Raw genomic sequence first — 22,200 nt, 5'->3', positions numbered from 1 at the left:
CTTCGAATCCAAACGATGCCCCTCATTCGCCAGCCGGCCAATTGTGTTTCACCGCCGCGGTCGACAACTGACATGCCCTGACAGGATGCTGTGCCCTGTCGGCAGAGGAAAATTGTTGCCTTGACTTTCCCGCCTTCACGCCCGACTTCCTAGCGTTCGAGGAGACCAACCAATGCCAGAACCCCGACGATCGACGATCGATGCCGGAGAAGTGGAACGCTTTTCCGCCCTTGCCGCCGAATGGTGGAACCCGAACGGCAAGTTTCGTCCGCTGCACAAATTCAATCCGGTCCGGCTTTCCTATATCCGCGACCAGATAGCGACGCGCTTCGGTCGTGACCCGCGTGCCGCGCGGCCGTTCGAGGGGCTGCGCATCCTCGATATCGGCTGCGGCGGCGGTCTTTTGTGCGAGCCGATGGCGCGTCTTGGCGCCGAGGTCGTGGGAGCGGACGCCTCCGAGACAAACATCGAAGTGGCGAAACTGCACGCAGCCGAGGGCAATGTGATCGTCGACTACCGAGCCACAACTGCCGAGGATCTTGCCGACGCCGGCGAAACATTCGACGTCATCCTCAACATGGAAGTGGTCGAGCACGTCGCCGACATCGATCTGTTCGTCGCCAAATGCGGCCAGATGGTCCGCCCCGGCGGCATCATGTTCGTGGCCACCATCAACCGCACGCTGAAGGCGCTGGGGCTCGCCATCATCGGTGCTGAATATGTGCTGCGCTGGCTGCCGCGCGGCACTCACCAGTTCGGCAAGCTGGTGCGCCCGGAAGAACTGGAGAAGGCGCTCGACGGCGCCAGCCTGACGGTCATCGACCGCACCGGCGTCACCTACAATCCGCTTGCCGACCGCTGGGCGCGGTCGAAGGACATGGACGTCAACTACATGGTGCTGGCGGAGAAGGGATCCGTCTGATCCGGCGCACTTTTCCTGGAATTTCCTCCAAGGTGTGTCGGGATTGAGGTCAGGCCGAGTCGAAAATGGTGGCTTCCGAGAACCGGAGCGGAGCGCATTTTTGGCTACGCGAGCACCGGCCTGCGCGGGCCGTAGCCTTAGCTGCCGCGCCATTCACGAGTGCTTCGGCCGGCGAGGCCGGAAGCGCAGGAAGCCGCCATTTGCAGGCCGGCATCACCTGAATATCACCACACCTCAGGCGTCGAGTGGCCGATAGCCTCCGCGCCAGTAGATCAGCGCCTGGCCGGCATCGCGGGTGCGCACTGCCTCGACCGAACCGATGACGATGGAGTGCGTGCCGCGGTCGATCATCTCGTCGAGGCTGCAGTCGAAGGTGGCCACCGCGTCCGAAAGCAGCGCGGCTCCGGTCTTCAGCGTCACCCACTCGGCGCCCTCATAGCGGTCCTTGCCCTTGATGCCGCCAAAGCCGGAGAAACGCTCCGCCACGGCTTGATGCCGGGGCCCCAGCGAATTGACGCCGAAATGCCGGTAGCGCTCGATAACCGGCCAGGTCGATGACGATCGGTTGACGCAAGCGATCACCTTTGGCGGTTCGGCCGACAGCGAGACCACCGAAATGACGACAAGGCCGGACCGGTCGTCGCCGACACCGGCGGTGATGACGCTGACATTGCCGACGATGAGCCGCATGGCGGCGCGGAAGTCGGCGACGCTGACCGAAGCTTCTGTCATGGACATTGCCTCTTCGCTTTTTTGCTAAGCCGCCGACTGCATCGCGGCCGGAGCGATGCGGATGCCCCTCTCTTCGAGAATGGGGAGCACGGTGTCGCGGAAATAGGGGAATTCCTCGACATAATCGACGAAGGACAGTGTCGAGCCGCGAAAGCCTGCCGCGTGCAAGGCGGTGATCCCGTCGGCGACCTGCTCAGGCGTGCCGGTGAGCGGGAAGCCGCCATGGCCCGCCGCCATGCGGTCGCGAATGAGCGCCAGTAGATCATGCGGGAACGACTGCGCATGGGCGAACTGCAGCCGAACCAGATTGTCGACCGCCGCCCAGTCGGCGTTGGCGCGGCCGAAATGTTCGAGATAGTCCTTGGCTTCCTTTTCGGTCGGCCGGCAGACGACATGGGCAAAGGTCAGCACGTCGACTTTGCTGCCGGCGGCCCTCGCCTGCTCCTTCAGCGCAATGATCTCATCCTTGGAGCGCGCCAGGTCGATTGCCGGCGTGAACAGGAAATCGGCGTTGCGGACCGCGAATTTGCGGCCCTCCTCCGACCCGGCGGCATTGAGGATCGGCAGCCGAGACGACGGACGCGGGTCGCCAAGCACATTCTTGAGCTTGAACCACGTGCCGTCCCAGTCGAAGGCTTCCGTGCGCTCCCACAGCGCCTGGACAATATCGAACCATTCCTGGGCATAGCCGTAGCGCGTGACATGGTCATCGGGCAGTGTCAGCCCTAGCGCCTCATATTCCGGCTTGTTCCAGCCGGCGACGATGTTGAGGCCGATGCGCCCGCGGCTGATCTGGTCGATGGTCGCCAGTTGCTTGGCGACGACCACCGGATGGTTGGCCGCCGTGTGGGTGGTGGCGAAGACCGTGATGTTGCGGGTCAGCGCCAAGAGCCCGGCCGCCCAGGTGATCGTCTCCAGCACATTGCCGTGGAAATTCGTCTCGCCGCCATAACCGATCCAGCGCGCGATCGGCAGCATGAAGTCGATGCCGGCCTCGTCGAGCAGATGCGCCAACCGCAGATTGTTGTCCCAGGAACTGGCCCAGCGCTCGGGAACCTTGGTGACGGTCATGCCGCCGGAACAATTGGACGCGAAAGTGCCGAGAAAGAAGGGCTGCGCGTGAGGCGCGGTCTTGTCGAGCATGCTCATTGGCGGTGTTCTCCTCATTTTTTGCTTATAATTTATAATAGAAAGTCTATCATAAATTCATGTGGACGCAATCACCGGGATCAGCGCATGCTGACGGCAGGGGACAGGCAGATGAACGAACGGCGCAAATCTTTGGAAACACAGGCCGAACTGCTGGATCGCGGTTGGCATCTGGCGCGCACGCCGCTGGAGATCGACGTCACCGAAGTCGAGTACGCGCTGATGCGCTCCTACGAGGCGTTCGGCCATTGGCAGGCTGAATGCCTAGCCACGGTCATCGAATTTTCCGCCAGCGGACCCGAGAACGCGCTGCTCCACATCATCCGCATGAACGACCGCCCGAAAAGCGTGCGCGATCTTGCCCAGATGACCAACCGCGACGACATCCCCAACATCCAGTACAGCCTGCGCAAACTGCTGAAGGGCGGTTTGATCATCCGCACCGGCAGCGGCAGGGCCGGCGTCACCTACGAAGTGACGCCGCTCGGGCATCGCGTGACCGAGCGCTATGCCGACATCCGCTCCGTCCTGCTCATCGATGCGGTGACGCGCATTCCCGAAATGGCCGACAAGCTTGAAGATGTCGCGCGCACGCTCGAACTGATGACCGGCATCTACGAACAGGCGGCGCGGGCCGCCGCCACGCACCGCCGCCGGAACCCAAGGCCGGAGCCCGGCGGCGACGCCGACGGCGGCGGAAAACTCTGACGACGTTTACGCAGGCTGCGGCTCCGCGACGACCTGGCTCTGCGCCTTCGTGGTGATGAAGACGCCGGCGGTGATGATGGCGGCGCCGGCCCAGGTCAGCAACTGATAGTGCTCGCCAAGGAAGATCGTGCCGGCAAACAGGCCGACCGCGGCCGCCACATAGCCGATCTGGCTGAGATAGACCGGGCCGCCGACCGCCTGCAGCCGGAAGAAGAAGGCAAACATCGCAGACGCCGATGCGACCTGCGCGATGACGACCAGCGGCACGCCTCCGAGCGGCGCGAAGGCCTTGATGCCGAACAGAGCGAGAATGCCGGCGAGCAGCAGCGTCGCCGACGCCAGATGGCTGCCGACGGCAAGCTCGATCGGGCCGGTGCCTTCCGGCCAGTCGACGGTGCGGTAGATGTTGCCGGCGGCAAGGCTGACCGGGATCAGCAGCCCCATCACCACCCAGAACAGATCGGCCGGCTGGCCGGCCTCGCCGCGCGTCGCCGCCACCATCACGGCGCCGACGAAACCGACGGCTATGCCGATGATGCCCAGCATGTTGGGGCGCCGGACGCGCAGCAGGATCGAGAACACCAGCGTGACGACAGGCGACAGCGTGAACATGATGCCGGTATAGCCGGCGCCCAGATGCGGGATGGCCGAGAACATCAAGAGATTGGGGACGGCATAGGACACGGCGGCCGTGACGAAGAAATAGCGCAGTTTGTGCGCGGTGAGCCGGATACGCTGCCCGCGCAGCAAAAGCACGCACAAAAGCACGCCGCCGGCGCCGAGCGAAATGACGAAAGCCCAGACCATGGCCGGCACGCCGGCTGCCGTGGCGAGCTTGCCGAAGGGCAGTGTCAGGCCGAGCAGGCCGCCGGTGACGACCAGCAGGCCGAGCGCCGAATCCCAGAGAAATTCCATCGGATGGTCCCGTCACTCAATCGTAGAATTTGGCACTTGCGGCGCTTGGCCGGTGCTGTACCTTACGATAAGATAACGCAAAGATTCTTAACGTCAAGATATTTAACGGTGAGACAGATGGATCGCGCGGCGAAAGCGATCGAGCAGTGGAAACGGGAGCGGCCGGACCTTGATGTCTCGCCGATGGGCGTGCTTGGGCGATTGAACGAAGCCTCGTCGTTGATCGCGCGTGATCGCCTGGCTCCGCTGTTTGCGCAATTCGGATTGCAAGCCGGCGAGTTCGACGTGCTGGCAACGCTGCGCCGCTCAGGCTCACCTTACGCTCTGACGCCGACAGATCTCTACGAAGCGACCATGGTAACCTCAGGCGCCATGACCAACCGGCTCGACCGATTGGAAAAGGCCGGATTGATCCTGCGCGGCCCGCACCCCAACGACCGGCGCGGCATCGTCGTGCAGCTTACCGAGAAGGGTCTCGCCTTGATCGACGAGGCCCTGACCGCCCACGTCGCCAATGAGCACGAGATCCTCGCGGGCCTGACGCCTGCGGAACGGGAAACGCTCTCGCACCTGCTTGAGAAATTGATAGGCAGCGTGAGCTGAACCTCAGTTGCGGTCGTCGGGAAACACCGGGATCGGCATGAAATCGACGCCATCCTCGGCCAGCCCCTTGGCCTCTTCCAGCGTCGCCTCACCATAGATGCCGCGCGGGTCGGTTTCGCCGAAATGGATTTTTCGCGCTTCCTCGGCGAATTTGTCGCCGACATAGTCGGCATTCTCGCGCACCTTCTCGGCCATCGCCTTCAGTTGCGCCAGGGCCTGTTTCTGCGCCTCGCCCATGGCGAGCGCTATGGTCTCCTGCTTGCGCGCCGTGGAAACGGCGGGCGCCATCAGGGCCTTCTCTACCTTGTGCGAGCCGCAGCTCGGGCAATCGACAAAGCCACGCTTCTTCTGGGTATCGAAATCGTCATTGCTGCGGAACCAGCCCTCGAACTCGTGCTCGTTCTCGCAGATCAGGGTAAAGCGGATCAAGAGGCAGCACCCCTGAGTCGCGGCGCATCCACCGCGCCGGCATTGATGGTGAAATCCCGCGCATTCTTCAAATTGGGGATCTTCTTGCGCGCCGCAAGCGACTGCGCCGGGTCGATCTCGGCGACGATCACCGCTGGCTCGTCATGCGCGGCTTCGGCGATGATGCGCCCCCAGGGATCGACGATCAACGAATGCCCAAACGTCTCGCGGCCGTCCTCGTGCAGGCCGCCTTGCGCGGCGGCGACGACAAAGGCGCCGTTCTCGATGGCACGGGCCCTGAGCAGCACATGCCAGTGCGCCTCGCCGGTCTGTCGGGTGAAGGCGGCGGGCACGGTCAAAACATCGGCGCCAGCCAGCGCCTCGGTGCGGAACAGTTGCGGGAAACGCAGGTCGTAGCAGACCGCAAAGCCAAGCTTCGCGGCGCCCGCTACCTCGGTCACGACGGCCTCGGTGCCTGGTTCGTAGGCCGCAGATTCGCGCCAGCTCTCGCCATTGTCGAGGTCAACGTCGAACATGTGGATCTTGTCATAGGTGGCGAGCGTCGCGCCGTCCGGACCGAACAACAGCGCCCGGTTGGCGAGCTTGCCGTCGGCGCGCAGGAGGGCGGTCGAGCCGATATGCAGGAAGACGCCGAGTTCGCGCGCCAGTCCGCGCCCAGTCGCGACGATGATGTCCTTGTCTTCGGAGGTGAAGGAGGCGGCGCGCGCCTGCTTGTCGCGGATCAGCGCCCCGGTCATTTCCGGCGTCTGGATATAGGTCGCGCCCTGACCGGCCGCCTCCCGCACCAGCCGTTCGAGATCGACCGCATTGCGCTCGGGGCTTTCACCGGAACGCATCTGGACCGCCGCAGCCTTGAAAACACCCATCGTCACACCCTCAAATCGTCGCGCCGTTGGCGAGCAGCCTGTCCAGCTGGCCTTCGGCCTCCAACTCGTGGAGATCGTCGCAGCCGCCGACATGCCTGTCGCCAATGAAAATCTGCGGAAAGGTCGTTCGGCCGTGGGCTCGCGAGATCATCTCCTGGCGCAGTTCCGGCGAAAACGAGGCGTCATGCTCGGTATAGGTGACGCCCTTGCGCTCCAGCAGCCGCTTGGCCGCCGTGCAGTAACCGCACATCATGCGCGTATAGATCGTGACATCGACCATGACGAATTTCCGCTTCCGTTGCCGACTTATATAGTCACGGACTCGTCCGCCCGGAAGTCCCCCGGCAGCACACGCGCGAAGGTCAGCACGTCGACGGCGGCGGCACCTCCCTTTTTCAGCGCCTTGGTGGCCGCGCGCACGGTGGCGCCCGTGGTGTAGACGTCATCGATCAGAAGCACCCTGCGGCCGGCGATCTCGATCTCCGCCTCGGCAGGCACGCGGAAGGCGGCTCGCACATTCTCCTCGCGCTCCTGCCGCTCGAGCCCGACCTGCTGGCGGGTGAGTTTTACGCGCCGCATGGCGGAAGGCGCGAAAGACAGGCCGCTGAGCTCACAAACCGCACGCGCCAGTTCCGCCGACTGGTTGAAGCGCCGCCGGAAAAAACGCCGCCAGTGCAGCGGCACCGGCACCACCACATCGGCTTCGGCGATGAGATCGGCGCCTGCGCGCACCATCCAGCGCGCCATCCAAGGCGCCAGATCGGTGCGATCCTGGTATTTCAGCCCTTGCACCATCTGGCGGGCAACGCCGGAATAGGCGACGGCTGCCCGCGCCCGCTCGAAGGGCGGCGGATCCGCGATCGCCTCGGCCGACAGAAAACCCTCGCCCATATGGTGGGTGAACGGCGTGCCCATCACCGGGCACCAGGGCCGTTCCAAGAGCCGCAGCTTTGGCCAGCAGGCGCCGCACAGCACGCCCGGCTGCGAGACATGCCGGCGGCAACCGGCACAGACCGGCGGAAACAGCATGCGCGCCGGCCAGCCCAGGGCCGATCGGGCGAGGTTCCTGATCCCGATGGACTTGATCTCTGGCATCGGATCGGCCACGTGGTTGGTTCTCCGCACCGAATGTACCAAGTATATCAGGGCGTGGACAAACAAGGATCCACCCGTTGCAGCCTATTATGGATACCTCTTTGTGGCTGGCGCACAAGCGGCGCGCGCTGAGCCATCCTGTCGACGGCGCCGATTTCCTGATGAACCGTGCCGCCGAGGACCTTGCCGACCGGCTGGGTGCCGTCGAGCGGCGGTTCGGCAAGGCGGCGGTGCTGTTTTGCCAGACGCCGGCCGCGGCCGATGTGCTCGCCGCGAGCGGCAAGGTGGCGGAGATCGTCCGCGTCGAGACGGACGCCGTCTTCCTGATGGGTGCCGTCGGCCTGGTCGCGCCGCTGGAAACCGTGCCGTTCGAGCCCGCAAGCCTCGATCTGGCGGTATCGCTTCTGTCGCTACAGGCGATGAACGACATTCCCGGCATGCTAATCCAGATCCGTCGCGCGCTGCGGCCGGACGGGCTCTTTCTCGGCGCCTTCGCCGGCGCCGGCACGCTCGGCGAGTTGCGTGAGAGCCTGCTTGCCGCCGAGACCGAGCTTTACGGCGGCGCCAGCCCCCGCGTCATCCCCTTTACCGACGTGCGCGACGCCGGTGCGCTGCTGCAGCGCGCCGGTCTTGCCCTGCCGGTCGCCGATGTCGAGACCGTGACGGTGCGCTATGCCAATTTGTTTGCCTTGATGGCCGATCTGCGCGCCATGGGCGAAACCAGCGCCCTCACCGATCGCAGCCGGCGGCCGGGCACACGCAGACTGTTTGCGCGTGCCGCGGAAATCTATGCCGAGCGGTTTTCCGACGCCGACGGCCGGATCCGCGCAAGTTTCTCGATGGTCTGGATGTCCGGCTGGGCGCCCGATGCATCGCAGCAGAAACCACTGAAGCCGGGTTCCGCCAAAGTCTCGCTGAAGACGATACTGGAAGCTCCCGACGGGCAATGATCGGGTCAGCCGCGGACAGCCGGATCAGGGTGCGAACGCGTTCGCAAGCCGGCTGCCATTGTCGCTGAACAGCCAGGTGATCGAGTTGAACACCTGACCGATGCCGGCGACGATGGTCAGCGACAACACAGCGATGATCAAGCCATATTCGACCGCCGTGGCGCCGGTTTCGTCTTTCAGAAAATGCAGCAGCACTGGTTTCATCACCTCGATCCCCTCGCCGAGGACCTTACCGCCGACCTGTTAAGAAAGGTTAACGGCAAAGCCTTAACAGGCGGTGAAACCGCCACCTCTTGCAAATTCCAACCATGTCAGCAGTCGCCGCTGGTTCTGCCATCGGAGCCGATGATGCAGACCGAACCGGGCTGCGCCTGCAGCACGCTGCGGCGCACCGTATAGGTGGTGCGATGGCCGATCGAGCCGGTGGCCGTCATGTCGAGACCACCGGGAAAATCATCGCGCGCCGATTGCGAGCGCGTCTGGCTGTCGAGGTATGGGGTCGCGATCAGCGCCAGCGCCACCGCGGCCGAGCCGAACAGCAGTGTCACGCGCAGGATGCCCATGCCCGCATCGGCGGCACGAAAGCCGCGGTCGGGCCGGATCGAATCCCAATCCCTGTCCAGGCTCATCCTATCGCTCCCCAGCCAATCCGCGACGCGGCCGCGACGACACGGCCATGCATCAATTTTTCATGATGAGATAAATCTTCCATTAACGCTGGCTGATATGGGCGGTGGCCCGCTCCTCAGAGCAACTCCAGGAAAACTTGTGGAGCGGTTTTCCCGGCAAAGCGCGGAGCGCTTCCCTTGGGAATCGCGTCAAGACAAATCCTCAGAGCAGATCGATCAGGAACGGAATCAGCGGCGCGTCGGCCGGCGGCATCGGATAGTCACGCATCTGCTTCGGCCGTACCCATTTCAGCGCCTGTCCTTCCCGGGGCTGGGCGATGCCGCGGAAGCGGCGGCAGACAAACAGCGGCATCAACAGATGGAAGTCGTCATAGGAATGGCTGGCGAAGGTAAGCGGCGCCAGGCAAGGGATTTCGGTCTCGATGCCGATCTCCTCGTGCAATTCTCGGATGATGCATTGTTCCGGCGTCTCACCTGGCTCGACCTTGCCTCCGGGAAATTCCCACAGGCCGGCAAGCTGCTTGCCCTCGGGCCGCTGCGCGAGCAGCACGCGGCCGTCGGTATCGACAAGCGCGCAGGCCGCGACCAGGAGCAGGCGCTTGCCGGTATTGGCCGGATCATTCATGCCCGACGTCACTCATGACCGGGCGGACGGCGATAATGGTAGCGATAGACTTCCTCGAAGCCGAGCGACCGATAGAGCGCCAGCGCCGGCACGTTGCCGGCCTCGACCTGCAGCCAGGCTTCCCGCGCGCCGCGCAGCCGCGCCCATTTCAGCGCCGACCGGATCAGGTTGCTGCCATGGCCCTTGTTGCGCGCGGCCTTGTCGGTGGCGACTTCGAACAGGCCGGCGAGATCGCCGTCATGCACGCAGATCAACGTCGCCAGCGCCTCCGCCCCATCTTCCAGTGCGAACAGCCCGGCCTCGGGCTGGATGGCGCCGATGATCTCCGACAGGCCGGGCCGCAGCGAAACGTCCGAGCCGCTGACCTTGAGCGACGCGCCGATGAAGCGGCTGATGTCCTTGAGCGGAATCTGGTCCATGGCGGCATCGAGCTGGGCGTCGGCCAGCGGCAGCCGCATGACCAGCGATTCGTCGAACCGGCTCCAGCCCTCCTTGTCGAGATGGCCGGCAAGATCGGGACCCGACAGCGGCGACATGCGGAACGTCAGCGGCCTGCCATAGGCGTCGAAACGGCGGCTGGCGCGGCCGATGCGGTCGGCTATGTGCTGGATGTCGCCGGGATCGAGCGGGTTGACCGAATTCAACCGCTTCGCCGGATGGCCGGCGGTGAGCCGCACCACCCAGGTGCCGTCATAATGGACGGCGGCCGCCGGCCAGGCGCGAAAGCCGGCCGCCTCGTAGCGGCGCACGATCGCAAGCATGCTTGCCGGATGCCTGGAAGCCAAAACCGTCAGCTCCGATAATCGCCGTTGATGGCGACATATTCCTTGGTGAGGTCGCAGGTCCACACCGTCGCCTTGCCGCGGCCAATGCCGATATCGGCACGGATGCGGATATCGTCGCGCTTCATGTAGGCCGAGGTCTCTTCTTCCGAATAGGCCGGATCGCGCTCGCCCTCATGCGCCAGCCGGTTGTCACCGAACCAGATCGACAGCCGGTCGCGGTCGGCGGGCTCGCCGGCCTTGCCGACGGCCATGACGACACGGCCCCAATTGGCGTCCTCGCCGGCGACCGCCGTCTTGACCAGGGGCGAATTGGCGATCGACAGCGCGATGCGCTTGGCCGAGCGGGCCGATTTCGCGCCAGTGACGGTGACTTCGACCTGCTTGCGGGCGCCCTCGCCGTCGCGCACCACCTGCAGCGCCAGCGACTTCAGCACCTTGCCGAGCGCCCGGCGGAACTGACCGAGCCGTGCGTCTTTCGGGTCGGTGATTTCGGGCGCACCGCGCTTCGCCGCCTTGCCGGTGGCGAAGATCAGCAGCGTGTCGCTGGTCGAGGTGTCGCTATCGACAGTCACCGCGTTAAAGGTCTTGGCCGTGCCGCGCGACAGCAGATCCTGCAGCACAGGGGCCGCGATCGGCGCGTCGGTGGCGATGAAGGACAGCATCGTCGCCATGTCGGGCGCGATCATGCCGGCGCCCTTGGAGATGCCGTTGATGGTGACCTCGGTATCGCCAAGCTTGACGGTCTGCGTCGCCACTTTCGGATAGGTGTCCGTGGTCATGATGGCCTTCGCCGCCTCGGTCCACAGGTCGGGCTTGCCAACGCTGACCAGTCCGGCGAGCAGGTGGCTGAACTTGGTCGCGTCGAGCGGCTCGCCGATGACACCGGTCGAGGCCAGGAAGACCTCCCCTGCCGTGCAGCCGGCAGCCTTTGCCGCCGCCTCGCCGGTCAGCGCGGTGGATTCGCGGCCCTTCCTGCCGGTGAAGGCGTTGGCATTGCCGGAATTGACGACCAGCACCCGCGCCTTGCCGGCGGCAAGGTTCTGGCGGCAGAAATCGACCGGCGCCGAGGGGCATTTCGACCTGGTGAACACGCCGGCGACCGCGGTGCCGGCATCGAACACCATGGCCAGCAGGTCGGTGCGGTTCTTGTACTTTATCCCCGCTTCGGCGGTGGCGATGCGCACCCCTTCAATGACAGGCATCTTGGGGTACTTCTTCGGCGCGAGCGGCGAAATCGTCGTGGACATGGGGACCTCGGGCGGGAAAATCGCAAGGGAAGGCCGGTTTGCCCGATACGGCGCGCGGGCGCAAGGGCGTTTTCGCCGCGCCTGCCGGGGCGGCGAACCACGCCGGATTAAGCCTGCAAATCTGTTGGCATCGCCGGGCCCTGTGACGCTATGATCGCGTCCATGGGCAGGCTCGCGATCCTCGCTTGGGCATTTCTGGGACTGTTGCTGCTGAGCGCCGACGCTGAGCCGGCGCGGCGCGTGGCTCTCGTCATCGGCAACGGCACCTATGCCGAGGCCGGCACGCTGGCCAATCCGGTCAACGACGCGCTCGACATCGCCGACAAGCTGCGCTCCATCGGTTTCGAGGTCATCGAAGGCAACGATCTCGGCAAGCGCGAGCTCGAACGCAGCATCGGCGAATTCTCCGATGCCCTCCAAGGCGCGGGCGTCGGGCTTTTCTACTATGCCGGCCACGGCCTGCAGGTCGACGGGCGCAACTACATCGTGCCGGTCGACGCCAGGCTCGACATGCCGGTGAAACTGCAGCTCGAAGCCGTGCCGATCGACGAAGTCCTCGACATCATGGAACAGCAGACCAAGGTCAGCCTGGTGTTTCTCGATGCCTGCCGCAACAACCCGTTTGCGCGCAGCCTGAGCCGCACCGCCACCACGCGCTCGGCGACGGCGCTCGCCGGCCTGGCGCAGTTCGATTCGACGCGCGGCTCCTTCATCGCCTTCTCGACGGCGCCGGGCGCGGTCGCCATGGACGGCACCGGGCGCAACTCGCCCTTTGCTGCCGCCCTGTTAAGGCACATCGCCGAGCCCGGCCAGAGCATCAACGACATGATGATCGCGGTGCGCCGCGACGTCGTTTCGCAAACCCGCGAAGGCCAGCGCCCCTGGGAGCAGGGCTCGCTGCTCGAACGCTTCGAATTCGTCCCGGGTGAAGGCCCTGCCCCGAAACCCAAGCCGGCGGCCGAGCCGGCGCCGGCTCCACAGGTCGCTGCACTTGAACGCTCCGTGGGTGACGACAAGGCTTCGATCGAACAATTCCTGCGCCGGGATTATCTGACGCCGGACACCAAGAAGATGGCTGAAACGGTCAAGCGGATCTACGGCGCGTCGGCCACCATTTTCGGCACACGCTACGACGCCGATGCCATCGTCAAGGTGAAGACCGACTGGTTCGCGCAGTGGTCCTCGTGGTCGCTCGGGCTGGAACCCGGCAGCCTGGAGATCACGCCGCATGGCGAGGACCGCGCCGACGCCGCCTTTGCCATGCGCTACGACTACGTGCCGAAGGACAAGTCGGCGGCACGGCTGACCGGCAAGGCGCGCGTCACGCTCGGGCTGGTCAAGGCCGTGGAGGGATGGCGCATCGAATCCGAAACCTCGCAGGCGACGCAATGATGCGCTGACCCGGGGCGCGAATTCACGGGCTTTGGCGCGACATGAATTCGGTGCCGAAACTGAGCAGTGCAGCAACCGGCAGCGCCAGGCCGATCCAGGACACCAGGGGCCAGCCGCCTTGCGCATAGGCCCAACCGCCGACGCCCGAGCCGATCGCGCCGGCGATGAAGAACGTCGCCATGTAGAGTCCGTTCAGGCGGCTGCGATGCGCGGCGCCGAGCGCGAACAGGTCCCGATAGCCGAGGACAAGGTTGGTCTGCACGCCGAAGTCGAGCACGATGGCGGCGGCGACCAGCAGCGCCAACGAAAGCGTCGAACCGCCATGGGCGATATGGGTTACAAGAAAGGCGGCGGCGACGCACAGCATGGCAAAGGCTGTCGCCGGCCGGCTCCATCCGCGGTCGGCGACCCTTCCGGCGAGCGGCGCGGCGATTGCGCCGGCGACGCCCGCCAAAGCGAACAGGCCTATGCCGCGTTGCGTCAAGCCAAAATCGGGTCCGGCCAGCAGCAGCGGCGTCGTCGTCCAGAACAGGCTGAAGGCCGCGAACAGGAAGGCCTGATAGAGAGCCCGCCGCCGCAGGACCGGTGTCGAGCGCGCAATCTGCACCATGGACGCCAAAAGCGCGCCGTAGCTCAGACGTGCCGTCGGCACGCGCCTGGGCAGCGCGAACCGCAGCACGACGGTCAGCACGATCATGACGGCGCAAGAGGTGAAGTAGACGACATGCCAGGACGAGAGCGCGGTGATGAAGGAGGAAAACGGCCGTGACAGCATTATGCCCAGCAACAATCCCACCGAGACATTGCCGACCACGCGGCCACGCCTGGCTTCCGGCGCCAGGTGGGCCGCATAGGGGATAAGGGTCTGCACCGCGACCGAGCCAAGGCCGACAAAAAGCATCGCGGCCAGAAAAGCCGCCGGCTGCGTTGAAATCGCCGCGCCCAGCAAGGCCAGCGTCGCAACGGCGAGTATGCCAAGCACGAGCCTGCGGTTCTCGACGAGGTCGCCAAGCGGCACGATGAACAGCAGGCCCACCCCGTAGCCGATCTGCGCCATCGTAACGATCAGGCCCGCCGCATGCGGCGGCATGCCAAGTTCGGCGCCGATCGGCCCAATCAATGGCTGTGCGTAATAGATATTGGCGACAATCAGCCCGCAGGCGGCAGCCAGCAAGAAGGTCATCCAACTCGAAATTGTCGTCTCGGCGGGTGCGGTGCCGGATGCGATAATGGTCGTCATGGTGATGTCCATCGGAACGAAACGTTCCGTTGAATAGAACGAACCGTTCCGTTTCGTCAAGCGATGATGTATGAACGTCTCTTGGCGTCAGCGTATTTTGCGGCCAAATGACTTCATTTGGCGCCAGTAGGAACGCTGCAAGGAAAACGACCGCTTTTGCTCCCGGATGGCCGGCCTCCAGCTGGCGAATGCGGGCGAAGGCAACGGTTGCAGTTGGGTTGTCGTAGCCGACCCGCAACCGCTTCAGGAGGAACGGCTCATGGGCGAAATCGCCGATCCGGCACGCAAATCGATTGGCGCCAGGCGCAATCCCGACAGCGCCGAAGCCATTCTCGAGGCGGCCGAAGCCGTGCTGGTCGAGGCCGGCTATGCCGGCTTCTCGATCGAGGCGGTGGCGCGCCGCGCCCGTGCCGGCAAGCCGACCATCTACCGCTGGTGGCCGAGCAAGGCGGCACTGCTGCTCGAAGTCTACCAGCGCCAGAAGCGCGTCGACATTCCCGATACGGGAAGCCTGGAGGAGGATCTCGTCGGCTTCCTGGTCAATCTGTTCACGCACTGGCGCGAGACATCGTCGGGCAATGTTTTCAAGTCGCTGATCGCCGAGGCACAGTCGGATGAAACCGCGGCGGCCGCCCTGGCCGGCTATGCTGGAGCGCGTCGCACCCACACTGGCCAGATCATCGAGCGCGCCAAGGCACGGGGCGAGATCGCTAGCGAGATCGATGCGGGCGTGGTCGCCGATCTCATCGCTTCCTACGCCTGGCGGCATCTCCTGACCAACCGGCTCGACGAGCCCGAGGCAACGATACGCAAGATGGTCCGCTATCTCCTGCAGGGCATAGCAGCCGGCAGATAGCGGTATGCCGGTCAAAAAAGGGCGCGGCAACCCTTGGCTGCCGCGCCCTTTTGAAACTCAATCAGGCTTACTTGCCGGCTTCCATCGTGTCGACGGCCTGCTTCAGCTTGGCGTCGGGGATCTCGACCTTGGCGCCGGCGCGCAACGACTTGACCAGCGCGAAATACTTGTCGCGGATGACTGCCTGCTTGGCCTGGTCCTTGACGTCGTCGAAGGCCGGCGGCTGCTTGGCGCGCTTGTCCTCGAGCTTGATGACATGCCAGCCGAACTGCGTCTGCACCGGCTGCTCGGTATATTTGCCGACCTCGAGCGCGAGGGCCGCCTTGTCGAACTCCGGCACCATCTGGCCGGGTCCGAACCAGCCGAGATCGCCGCCATTGGACTTGCCCGATGGATCGCTGGTGTGCTCGTTGGCGAGCTTCTGGAAATCGCCGCCGCCGTCGAGCTGCTTGATGATCGCCTCGGCCTCTTCCTTCGTCTTCACGAGGATGTGACGGGCATGCACCTCGTTGACCGGCGGCGTGTTGGCGATTTCCTGGTCGTAGCGGGCGCGGATCTCGGCGTCGGTGACCTTGTTGACGACGCCCTTCTCGACCATCTCGCCATGCAGCGCGCGCTGCTGCAGGAAGGCCATGCGGCGCTGGAAGTCGGGATCCTTGTCGAGGCCGTCGGTAACGGCCTTGGCGGCCATGACGCGGATCTCGATGGCCGCCGAAAGGGCAGCCGCGCGGCGCTGTTCGGGCGGCAGCTGCGCGAACTGCTGCGACAGCTCGCCCTCGGCAAGCACCAGGTCGGCTTCGGTCAGGGGCTGGCCATTGACGGTGGCGACCACGGCATTGGGGTCGACCGGCGCCGCCGCGGGTGCGGCCGGAGCAGCAGGAGCGGCCTCCTGCGCCATGACGGGCGACAGGCAAAGAGCCGACAGGCCGAAGGCCAGGCCAAGGCTGGCAAGCGACGCACGGCGGAACAACAAGGGCATAAGGATGACTCCGGTGGAGGATTGTAAGGAGGGGTGGCTTCCAGATCAGCCAGATTGTGGCGGAATTTGGCGCGACCGGCAGGGCCAGCGCGGCGTTGACATCAGTTGAGCCCCCTCTTATCTGTCCAACGACTTTGCGTCCAGAACCGTTTTCCGGGCGCTTTTTGTGTTTGCCCGTATTCAGGCGGTGCGATCACGCGGATTTGATGGGGCCGGCCGGCGCCTGTCTCAAGATTGAGAATTCTATCGAAAGGACCATTGGATGGTCAGTCTCGGCGGTCTCGCCCGTAAGGTTTTCGGTTCCTCCAACGACCGTCGGGTCAAATCGACCCGGCCCCGTGTCGAGGCGATCAACGCCATGGAAAACGAGATGCGGGCGCTCTCCGACGCCGAACTCGCGGGGCGTACGGAAAAATTTCGCCAGGACATCGCCAATGGCGCCACCCTCGACGACCTTCTGGTCCCGGCCTTCGCCACCGCGCGCGAGGCGGCACGCCGCGTGCTCGGCATGCGTCCCTTCGACGTCCAGCTGATCGGCGGCATGGTGCTGCACAATGGCGGCATCGCCGAGATGCGCACTGGCGAGGGCAAGACCCTGGTCGCGACACTGCCGGTCTACCTCAACGCGCTCGCCGGCAACGGCGTCCATGTCGTCACCGTCAACGACTATCTCGCCACCCGCGACTCCGAATGGATGGGCCGCGTCTACAAATTCCTCGGCCTCTCGGTCGGCGTCATCGTCCACGGCCTGTCCGACGAGGAGCGCCGCGTCGCCTACGCGTCCGACGTCACCTACGCCACCAACAACGAGCTCGGCTTCGACTACCTGCGCGACAACATGAAGTACGAGCGCGCCCAGATGGTCCAGCGCGGCCACAATTACGCGATCGTCGACGAAGTCGATTCCATCCTGGTCGACGAGGCGCGCACACCGCTGATCATTTCCGGTCCGCTCGAGGACCGCTCGGAAATGTACAACACCATCGACACTTTCATCATCCAGCTGCAGCCGCAGGATTATGAGATCGACGAGAAGCAGAAGACCTCGATCTTCACCGAGGAAGGCACCGAGAAGCTGGAGAACCTGCTGCGCGATGCCGACCTGCTGAAGGGCGAGTCGCTCTATGACGTTGAGAACGTCGCCATCGTCCACCACGTCAACAACGCGCTGAAGGCGCACCAGCTGTTCCAGCGCGACAAGGACTATATCGTGCGCAACGGCGAGATCGTCATCATCGACGAGTTCACCGGCCGCATGATGCCCGGCCGCCGCTATTCGGAAGGCCTGCACCAGGCGCTGGAAGCCAAGGAGCATGTGGCGATCCAGCCGGAGAACCAGACGCTGGCCTCCGTCACCTTCCAGAACTACTTCCGCCTCTACAAGAAGCTGTCCGGCATGACCGGCACGGCGCTGACCGAGGCCGAGGAATTCGGCAACATTTACGGTCTCGAAGTCACCGAGATCCCGACCAATCTGCCGGTCATCCGCAAGGACGAGGACGACGAGGTCTACCGGACGGTCGAGGAGAAGTACAAGGCGATCGTCAAGGAGATCCGCGAGGCCAGCGCCAAGGGCCAGCCGACGCTGGTCGGCACCACCTCCATCGAGAAGTCCGAGCAGCTGGCCGAGCGCCTGCGCAAGGAAGGCTTCAAGGATTTCGAGGTGCTGAACGCCCGCCACCACGAGCGCGAGGCGGCGATCGTCGCCCAGGCCGGCAAGCCCGGCGCCATCACCATCGCCACCAACATGGCCGGCCGCGGCACCGACATCAAGCTCGGCGGCAATGCCGAGATGCGCATCGCCGATGAGCTGGGCGACATGCCGGCCGGGCCCGAGCGCGAGGCGCGGGAAAAGGAAATCAATGACGACGTCGAGCGCCTGAAGGAAAAGGCGCTGGCGGCCGGCGGCCTCTACGTGCTCGCCACCGAGCGCCATGAATCGCGCCGCATCGACAATCAGTTGCGCGGCCGTTCCGGCCGTCAGGGCGACCCGGGCCGTTCGAAATTCTTCCTGTCGCTGCAGGACGACTTGATGCGCATCTTCGGCTCCGAGCGCATGGACGGCATGCTGCAGAAGCTCGGCCTCAAGGAAGACGAGGCGATCATCCACCCCTGGATCAACAAGGCGCTGGAAAAGGCACAGAAGAAGGTCGAGGCGCGCAACTTTGACATCCGCAAGAACCTGCTGAAGTATGACGACGTCTCCAACGACCAGCGCAAGGTGGTGTTCGAGCAGCGCATCGAGCTGATGGACGGCGAAGGCCTGTCGGAAACCATCACCGAGATGCGCGAGGGCGTCATCGACGAGATCGTCGCCAAGGCCATCCCCGAAAACGCCTATGCCGAGCAATGGGATGTCGCCGGCCTGAAGGCCGAGGTCGCCGAATTCCTCAATCTCGACCTGCCGGTCGAGGACTGGGCCAAGGAAGAGGGCATCGCCGAGGACGACATCCGCGAGCGCATCACGGCTGCCGCCGACGCCGCCGCCAAGGAGCGCGCCGAGCGCTTCGGCCCCGAAGTGATGAACTATGTCGAGCGCTCCGTGGTGCTGCAGACGCTCGACCATCTGTGGCGCGAGCACATCGTCAACCTCGACCACCTGCGCTCGGTCGTCGGCTTCCGCGGCTACGCGCAGCGCGACCCGCTGCAGGAGTACAAGGGCGAGGCGTTCGAGCTGTTCCAGGCGATGCTGGGCAATCTGCGCCAGGCCGTCACCGCGCAGCTGATGCGCGTCGAACTGGTCCGCCAGGCCGCCGAAGCCCCGCCGCCGGAAGCGCCCGACATGTTCGGCACGCATATTGACGGCACCACTGGCGAGAACGACTTCGAAGGCGGCGAAACCGCCGTCCTGGTGCGCCAGGAGCAGAGCGCCGTCGTCGCCCCCGAAGACCGCGACCCGAACAATCAGGCGACCTGGGGCAAGGTCGGCCGCAACGAAGCCTGCCCCTGCGGTTCGGGAAAGAAATACAAGCACTGCCACGGCGCTTTTGCTTAAGGCGCAGCGCTTTTCCTTCTCCCCGTTCAACGGAGATGAGGCGTGGTCCGCGCAGCGGACGAAAAGCCAATTGCTTGGCTTTTCGAACGACGAACGCCCGGAGCGATAGCGAAGGGCCGGGTGCCCGAAGGGCGGATGAGGGGCGGCGCTGAGCTCCGTGATTAGCCCAAATCTCCAATTGATGAGATGACATTCCGGGCCCGGCAAAGCCCGGTGCGTTCGTAGATAATTCTTCCCGAACTTCCCGCATCAGCAGAAATTGTCGAAGCCGGCGCTGCCCCTCATCTGTATGCCGGCACCTTCTCCTGCTCACGGGACGAAGGACGCCCACCCACGTTTTCTTAATGTGTCTCCGCTACACCAACGCCTGAAAAAGAGGCGGAAAACGGAGAGAGATCGGGGTGCGCTTTTCCGCGGCCACGACTGCCGGGCGGTTCTTGCCGCAGCGTTTGGCGCTGCGCGTCGGGCCGTTGCTTGGCCGCATCGACGCCGTGCTGTTCACCGCCGATGAGCGTGGCGAGGCCGGCCGCATGTCGGTCATCGCCTTCTCCATCCGCATCGTCAGCGCCGTCATCGCCTTCATCAGCCAGGTGCTGATGGCGCGCTGGATGGGCTCGTTCGAATACGGCATCTTCGTGCTGGTCTGGGTGACGATGGTGATCGTCGGCAACCTCGCCTGCCTCGGCTTCCACACCTCGGTCATCCGCTTCATCCCCGAATACCGCGAGCGCGGCCTGATGGATGAACTGCGCGGCATCGTCGTGGCCAGCCGCCTGTTCGTGCTGATCGCCTCCACCATCATTGCCGGGCTCGGCGCGCTCGGCGTCTGGCTGGCGGCGCCCTGGATCGAAAACTATTACGTGATCCCCTTCATCCTCGGCGTCATCTGCTTGCCGATGATCGCGCTGTCGGATCTGTTGCAGGGCCAGGCCAGGGCGAACAGCTGGGCGCTGTTTGCCCTGTCGCCGACCTATCTGATACGGCCGGTGCTGATCCTGCTGTTCATGGCGCTGATGCTTTTCGCCGGCTACGCGGCCGATGCCAGGACGGCGATCTTCGCCTCGATCGGCGCCACCTATGTCACCACGCTCGCCCAGCTGGTCGGCGTCACGCACCGCATGGAAAGGCAGATCCCGGCCGGGCCGATGAAGGTGCATTTCGCGCAATGGTTCATCGTCTCGCTGCCGATCTTCCTGGTCGAAAGCTTCTTCTTCCTGCTCACCAATGCCGACGTGCTGATGGTCGGCGCCTATATGGATCCCAACGACGTCGCCGTCTATTTCGCCACGGTCAAGACGCTGGCTCTGGTGCATTTCGTCTATTTCGCCGTCAAGGCCGGTGTCGCCCAGCGCTATGCGCAATTCACCCATGGCGAGCCGGAAAAGCTTGCCGTCTTTGCCCGCGAGACGGTGTCGTGGACCTTCTGGCCCTCGCTGCTGATGGCGCTGCTGGTGCTGGCGCTGGGCAAACCCATGCTGGTGCTGTTCGGCCCCGAATTCACGTCGGGCTATCCGCTGCTGTTCCTGCTCGTCTTCGGCGTCGTGGCGCGCGCCGCTGTCGGCCCTTGCGAAAGCCTGCTCACCATGAGCGGCAACCAGAACATCTGCGCCGCCGTCTATGCCATGACACTGGCCTTCAACATCGGCCTCAACGTGGTGCTGATCCCGCATTTCGGCCTGTGGGGCGCCGCCATGGCCACCGCCTTCGCCATGATCTTCGAGGCCGGCGCGCTGTCCTTCACCGTCTGGCGCAAGCTCGGCATCGTCATGGCGATCTTCGTGCCTGCCAAAGGAGCCGCCTGATGGTCGCCATCCCGTTGCTCGAGGAGACCAGCGGCGGCACCGCCGGCGCCATGGTGTCCGGCCTTGCCGGGCTGGCGCGCGATCCCGATCCCGCCCATATCGAAATCCTCGCCAACAACCGGCCGGAGCGCAAGCTTGCCATCTACCCGGCGTCCGCCGGCTTCGACCTGGTCGAGGAGCTGGATTATCTGTGCGCCCGCACGGTCGAGCCGAACGTCTTCTTCAACCCGCGCTTCCTGGCGCCGGCCATGCCCCGGCTGGAGGATCGCGAGGTGCGGCTGGCGGTGATCCGCGACGGCGACGAATACCGCAACCGGCTGCGCCTGCTGGTGCCGATCTCGGTGGAACGCCCGGTGGTGCCGCTCGGCGTTCCGGTGATGCGCACCTGGTCGAGCCCGTTCGGTCCGCTCGGCACGCCGCTGATCGACCGCGACGATCCGGTTGGCGTCGTCGAGGATTTCTTTTCGATGCTGTCGCGCCCGCACCTCAAGCTGCCGAAAGTCTTCGTGCTGCCCGACATCAGGCTCGACGGTCCGGTGGCGAGCCTGCTTGACACCGTGGCCGAGACGCGTGGCCTGACGCTGGTCACCACCGGCCAGACCCCGCGCCCCGTGCTGGAGAGCGAGCTCGACGGCGATGACTATCTGAAGGCTTCGCTGCGCCCGCACCATTATCGCGAGTTCCGCCGCCTGAAACGGCGCCTTGCCGACCTCGGCAGGCTGGTGCATGTCGTGGCGCGCGGCCCCGAGGAGATCCGCCACGCCATCGAAGGTTTCCTGACGCTGGAAGCCTCCGGCTGGAAGGGCCGTGAGCGCACCGCCATGGCGATCGACCGCTTCCGCGCCGCCTTTGCCCGCGAGGCAGTGCACCGGCTGGCCGAACAGGACATGTGCCGCATCCATTCGCTGACGCTCGACGGCCGCTCCATCGCTTGCCTGATCGTCTTCGTCGAGGCCGGCGTCGCCTATACCTGGAAGACGGCCTATGACGAGACGCTGGCCGCCTATTCGCCGGGCACGCTGCTGATGATCGAGGTCACCCGGCAGCATCTCGACGATCCCAACATCATGATGACCGATTCCTGCGCGGTGCCGGATCATCCGGTGATGAGCCGGCTGTGGGCCGAACGCAAGCCGATCGGCACGCTGGTGATCGGGCTGACCCCGGACGCCGACCGGCTCGCCCGCCAGGCCGCCTCGCAGCTGCATCTCTACCGCGAGACCCGCAACATGGCCCGCCTGCTGCGCAACCGCATGAAGAGCCTGCTGAGACGGCGATAGC

23 protein-coding genes are annotated in these 22,200 nt (G+C 64.9%); 9 read left to right on the top strand and 14 right to left on the bottom strand.

Translation table 11 applies throughout. The annotated features are described in order from the left end of the window. Positions 1–172 precede the first annotated feature (172 nt). Positions 173–922, top strand: a complete 750-nt coding sequence (ubiG, locus tag FJV80_RS27520) for a bifunctional 2-polyprenyl-6-hydroxyphenol methylase/3-demethylubiquinol 3-O-methyltransferase UbiG (protein WP_142877937.1) — start codon at positions 173–175, stop codon at positions 920–922. Between the two features lie 234 nt (positions 923–1,156). On the opposite strand, the gene FJV80_RS27515 is transcribed toward ubiG, so the two are convergent. Both FJV80_RS27515 and FJV80_RS27510 read right to left on the bottom strand, forming a co-directional pair. Continuing rightward, on the bottom strand, positions 1,157–1,654 hold the full coding sequence (locus FJV80_RS27515) for a flavin reductase family protein (RefSeq protein WP_095772378.1): 498 nt from the start codon (positions 1,652–1,654) through the stop codon (positions 1,157–1,159). Positions 1,655–1,678: 24 nt separating this feature from the next. Beyond that, entirely contained in the window at positions 1,679–2,803 is a 1,125-nt protein-coding gene (locus tag FJV80_RS27510) for an LLM class flavin-dependent oxidoreductase (RefSeq protein ID WP_142877936.1), read from the bottom strand. An 87-nt stretch (positions 2,804–2,890) separates the two neighbouring features. Here FJV80_RS27510 and FJV80_RS27505 point away from each other — a divergent pair, with 87 nt between their 5' ends. After that, on the top strand, positions 2,891–3,511 hold the full coding sequence (locus FJV80_RS27505) for a winged helix DNA-binding protein (RefSeq protein WP_095793256.1): 621 nt from the start codon (positions 2,891–2,893) through the stop codon (positions 3,509–3,511). A 6-nt stretch (positions 3,512–3,517) separates the two neighbouring features. Here FJV80_RS27505 and FJV80_RS27500 read toward each other — a convergent pair whose 3' ends face one another. Continuing rightward, positions 3,518–4,426 carry a DMT family transporter gene (locus tag FJV80_RS27500; RefSeq protein ID WP_142877935.1) on the bottom strand — a complete coding sequence of 303 codons (909 nt, stop codon included), beginning with the start codon at positions 4,424–4,426 and terminating at the stop codon, positions 3,518–3,520. 117 nt (positions 4,427–4,543) lie between these two features. Here FJV80_RS27500 and FJV80_RS27495 point away from each other — a divergent pair, with 117 nt between their 5' ends. Continuing rightward, complete coding sequence (locus FJV80_RS27495; RefSeq protein ID WP_142877934.1) at positions 4,544–5,029, top strand: MarR family transcriptional regulator; 486 nt, start codon at positions 4,544–4,546, stop codon at positions 5,027–5,029. A 3-nt stretch (positions 5,030–5,032) separates the two neighbouring features. On the opposite strand, the gene FJV80_RS27490 is transcribed toward FJV80_RS27495, so the two are convergent. Genes FJV80_RS27490 through FJV80_RS27475 form a run of 4 tightly spaced genes read right to left on the bottom strand, consistent with a single transcriptional unit; the run spans position 5,033 to position 7,431 of the window. Further along, positions 5,033–5,458 carry a DUF1178 family protein gene (locus FJV80_RS27490; protein WP_095793253.1) on the bottom strand — a complete coding sequence of 142 codons (426 nt, stop codon included), beginning with the start codon at positions 5,456–5,458 and terminating at the stop codon, positions 5,033–5,035. Then, positions 5,455–6,324 carry a carbon-nitrogen hydrolase family protein gene (locus FJV80_RS27485; protein WP_095772304.1) on the bottom strand — a complete coding sequence of 290 codons (870 nt, stop codon included), beginning with the start codon at positions 6,322–6,324 and terminating at the stop codon, positions 5,455–5,457. Before FJV80_RS27485 ends, FJV80_RS27490 begins: the two co-directional genes overlap by 4 nt. Positions 6,325–6,334: 10 nt before the next feature. Next, positions 6,335–6,604: a glutaredoxin 3 gene (gene grxC, locus FJV80_RS27480; RefSeq protein WP_142877933.1), complete on the bottom strand. Its 270-nt coding sequence runs from the start codon at positions 6,602–6,604 to the stop codon at positions 6,335–6,337. Between the two features lie 26 nt (positions 6,605–6,630). Continuing rightward, positions 6,631–7,431, bottom strand: a complete 801-nt coding sequence (locus FJV80_RS27475; protein WP_095772302.1) for a ComF family protein — start codon at positions 7,429–7,431, stop codon at positions 6,631–6,633. A 65-nt stretch (positions 7,432–7,496) separates the two neighbouring features. Here FJV80_RS27475 and FJV80_RS27470 point away from each other — a divergent pair, with 65 nt between their 5' ends. After that, positions 7,497–8,369, top strand: a complete 873-nt coding sequence (locus FJV80_RS27470) for a methyltransferase domain-containing protein (RefSeq protein ID WP_095793250.1) — start codon at positions 7,497–7,499, stop codon at positions 8,367–8,369. A gap of 24 nt (positions 8,370–8,393) precedes the next feature. On the opposite strand, the gene FJV80_RS27465 is transcribed toward FJV80_RS27470, so the two are convergent. The 5 genes from FJV80_RS27465 to argJ form a co-directional block, all read right to left on the bottom strand. Next, positions 8,394–8,573, bottom strand: coding sequence for a Flp family type IVb pilin (locus tag FJV80_RS27465; protein ID WP_095793249.1), 180 nt, complete (start codon positions 8,571–8,573; stop codon positions 8,394–8,396). A gap of 107 nt (positions 8,574–8,680) precedes the next feature. Beyond that, a complete protein-coding gene (locus FJV80_RS27460; protein ID WP_095772299.1) occupies positions 8,681–8,998 on the bottom strand; it encodes a hypothetical protein in 318 nt (105 codons plus the stop codon). A gap of 202 nt (positions 8,999–9,200) precedes the next feature. Next, a complete protein-coding gene (locus FJV80_RS27455) occupies positions 9,201–9,623 on the bottom strand; it encodes a (deoxy)nucleoside triphosphate pyrophosphohydrolase (RefSeq protein WP_019861362.1) in 423 nt (140 codons plus the stop codon). A gap of 8 nt (positions 9,624–9,631) precedes the next feature. After that, entirely contained in the window at positions 9,632–10,384 is a 753-nt protein-coding gene (locus tag FJV80_RS27450; RefSeq protein WP_095787856.1) for a GNAT family N-acetyltransferase, read from the bottom strand. A 29-nt stretch (positions 10,385–10,413) separates the two neighbouring features. Beyond that, positions 10,414–11,655 (bottom strand): bifunctional glutamate N-acetyltransferase/amino-acid acetyltransferase ArgJ, encoded by a 1,242-nt coding sequence (gene argJ / locus FJV80_RS27445; RefSeq protein ID WP_142877932.1) that lies wholly within the window; start codon positions 11,653–11,655, stop codon positions 10,414–10,416. Between the two features lie 162 nt (positions 11,656–11,817). Here argJ and FJV80_RS27440 point away from each other — a divergent pair, with 162 nt between their 5' ends. After that, positions 11,818–13,047 (top strand): caspase domain-containing protein, encoded by a 1,230-nt coding sequence (locus FJV80_RS27440; RefSeq protein ID WP_142877931.1) that lies wholly within the window; start codon positions 11,818–11,820, stop codon positions 13,045–13,047. 22 nt (positions 13,048–13,069) lie between these two features. Here FJV80_RS27440 and FJV80_RS27435 read toward each other — a convergent pair whose 3' ends face one another. Further along, positions 13,070–14,287, bottom strand: a complete 1,218-nt coding sequence (locus tag FJV80_RS27435; protein ID WP_142877930.1) for an MFS transporter — start codon at positions 14,285–14,287, stop codon at positions 13,070–13,072. Positions 14,288–14,546: 259 nt separating this feature from the next. Here FJV80_RS27435 and FJV80_RS27430 point away from each other — a divergent pair, with 259 nt between their 5' ends. Beyond that, positions 14,547–15,143, top strand: coding sequence for a TetR/AcrR family transcriptional regulator (locus FJV80_RS27430; RefSeq protein ID WP_095772375.1), 597 nt, complete (start codon positions 14,547–14,549; stop codon positions 15,141–15,143). Positions 15,144–15,210: 67 nt separating this feature from the next. Here FJV80_RS27430 and FJV80_RS27425 read toward each other — a convergent pair whose 3' ends face one another. Beyond that, positions 15,211–16,122 carry a peptidylprolyl isomerase gene (locus FJV80_RS27425; protein WP_095787858.1) on the bottom strand — a complete coding sequence of 304 codons (912 nt, stop codon included), beginning with the start codon at positions 16,120–16,122 and terminating at the stop codon, positions 15,211–15,213. A gap of 262 nt (positions 16,123–16,384) precedes the next feature. Here FJV80_RS27425 and secA point away from each other — a divergent pair, with 262 nt between their 5' ends. The 3 genes from secA to FJV80_RS27410 all read left to right on the top strand — a co-directional run bounded on the left by secA (position 16,385) and on the right by FJV80_RS27410 (position 22,199). Further along, complete coding sequence (gene secA, locus FJV80_RS27420) at positions 16,385–19,117, top strand: preprotein translocase subunit SecA (protein WP_095787859.1); 2,733 nt, start codon at positions 16,385–16,387, stop codon at positions 19,115–19,117. Between the two features lie 401 nt (positions 19,118–19,518). After that, a complete protein-coding gene (locus FJV80_RS27415; RefSeq protein WP_095793245.1) occupies positions 19,519–20,919 on the top strand; it encodes a lipopolysaccharide biosynthesis protein in 1,401 nt (466 codons plus the stop codon). Further along, positions 20,919–22,199, top strand: coding sequence for a GNAT family N-acetyltransferase (locus FJV80_RS27410; protein ID WP_142877929.1), 1,281 nt, complete (start codon positions 20,919–20,921; stop codon positions 22,197–22,199). Before FJV80_RS27415 ends, FJV80_RS27410 begins: the two co-directional genes overlap by 1 nt. Position 22,200: the final 1 nt, after the last annotated feature.

Source organism: Mesorhizobium sp. WSM4310 (assembly GCF_007003935.1).
Taxonomy (GTDB): domain Bacteria; phylum Pseudomonadota; class Alphaproteobacteria; order Rhizobiales; family Rhizobiaceae; genus Mesorhizobium.
Note: the sequence above shows the minus strand (reverse complement) of the source record. Positions and strands in the feature narration are given on the sequence as shown.

Excerpts from the sequence above, each read along its gene's own strand:
- FJV80_RS27465 (WP_095793249.1), bottom strand. The coding sequence starts at position 8,573 with ATGAAACCAGTGCTGCTGCATTTTCTGAAAGACGAAACCGGCGCCACG.
- FJV80_RS27500 (WP_142877935.1), bottom strand. The coding sequence starts at position 4,426 with ATGGAATTTCTCTGGGATTCGGCGCTCGGCCTGCTGGTCGTCACCGGC.
- FJV80_RS27455 (WP_019861362.1), bottom strand. The coding sequence starts at position 9,623 with ATGAATGATCCGGCCAATACCGGCAAGCGCCTGCTCCTGGTCGCGGCC.
- FJV80_RS27450 (WP_095787856.1), bottom strand. The coding sequence starts at position 10,384 with ATGCTTGCGATCGTGCGCCGCTACGAGGCGGCCGGCTTTCGCGCCTGG.
- FJV80_RS27485 (WP_095772304.1), bottom strand. The coding sequence starts at position 6,324 with ATGGGTGTTTTCAAGGCTGCGGCGGTCCAGATGCGTTCCGGTGAAAGC.
- FJV80_RS27505 (WP_095793256.1), top strand. The coding sequence starts at position 2,891 with ATGCTGACGGCAGGGGACAGGCAGATGAACGAACGGCGCAAATCTTTG.
- FJV80_RS27510 (WP_142877936.1), bottom strand. The coding sequence starts at position 2,803 with ATGAGCATGCTCGACAAGACCGCGCCTCACGCGCAGCCCTTCTTTCTC.
- FJV80_RS27460 (WP_095772299.1), bottom strand. The coding sequence starts at position 8,998 with ATGAGCCTGGACAGGGATTGGGATTCGATCCGGCCCGACCGCGGCTTT.
- FJV80_RS27515 (WP_095772378.1), bottom strand. The coding sequence starts at position 1,654 with ATGACAGAAGCTTCGGTCAGCGTCGCCGACTTCCGCGCCGCCATGCGG.
- FJV80_RS27430 (WP_095772375.1), top strand. The coding sequence starts at position 14,547 with ATGGGCGAAATCGCCGATCCGGCACGCAAATCGATTGGCGCCAGGCGC.
- grxC (WP_142877933.1), bottom strand. The coding sequence starts at position 6,604 with ATGGTCGATGTCACGATCTATACGCGCATGATGTGCGGTTACTGCACG.
- argJ (WP_142877932.1), bottom strand. The coding sequence starts at position 11,655 with ATGTCCACGACGATTTCGCCGCTCGCGCCGAAGAAGTACCCCAAGATG.
- FJV80_RS27410 (WP_142877929.1), top strand. The coding sequence starts at position 20,919 with ATGGTCGCCATCCCGTTGCTCGAGGAGACCAGCGGCGGCACCGCCGGC.
- FJV80_RS27440 (WP_142877931.1), top strand. The coding sequence starts at position 11,818 with ATGGGCAGGCTCGCGATCCTCGCTTGGGCATTTCTGGGACTGTTGCTG.
- FJV80_RS27425 (WP_095787858.1), bottom strand. The coding sequence starts at position 16,122 with ATGCCCTTGTTGTTCCGCCGTGCGTCGCTTGCCAGCCTTGGCCTGGCC.
- FJV80_RS27495 (WP_142877934.1), top strand. The coding sequence starts at position 4,544 with ATGGATCGCGCGGCGAAAGCGATCGAGCAGTGGAAACGGGAGCGGCCG.
- FJV80_RS27435 (WP_142877930.1), bottom strand. The coding sequence starts at position 14,287 with ATGACGACCATTATCGCATCCGGCACCGCACCCGCCGAGACGACAATT.
- ubiG (WP_142877937.1), top strand. The coding sequence starts at position 173 with ATGCCAGAACCCCGACGATCGACGATCGATGCCGGAGAAGTGGAACGC.
- secA (WP_095787859.1), top strand. The coding sequence starts at position 16,385 with ATGGTCAGTCTCGGCGGTCTCGCCCGTAAGGTTTTCGGTTCCTCCAAC.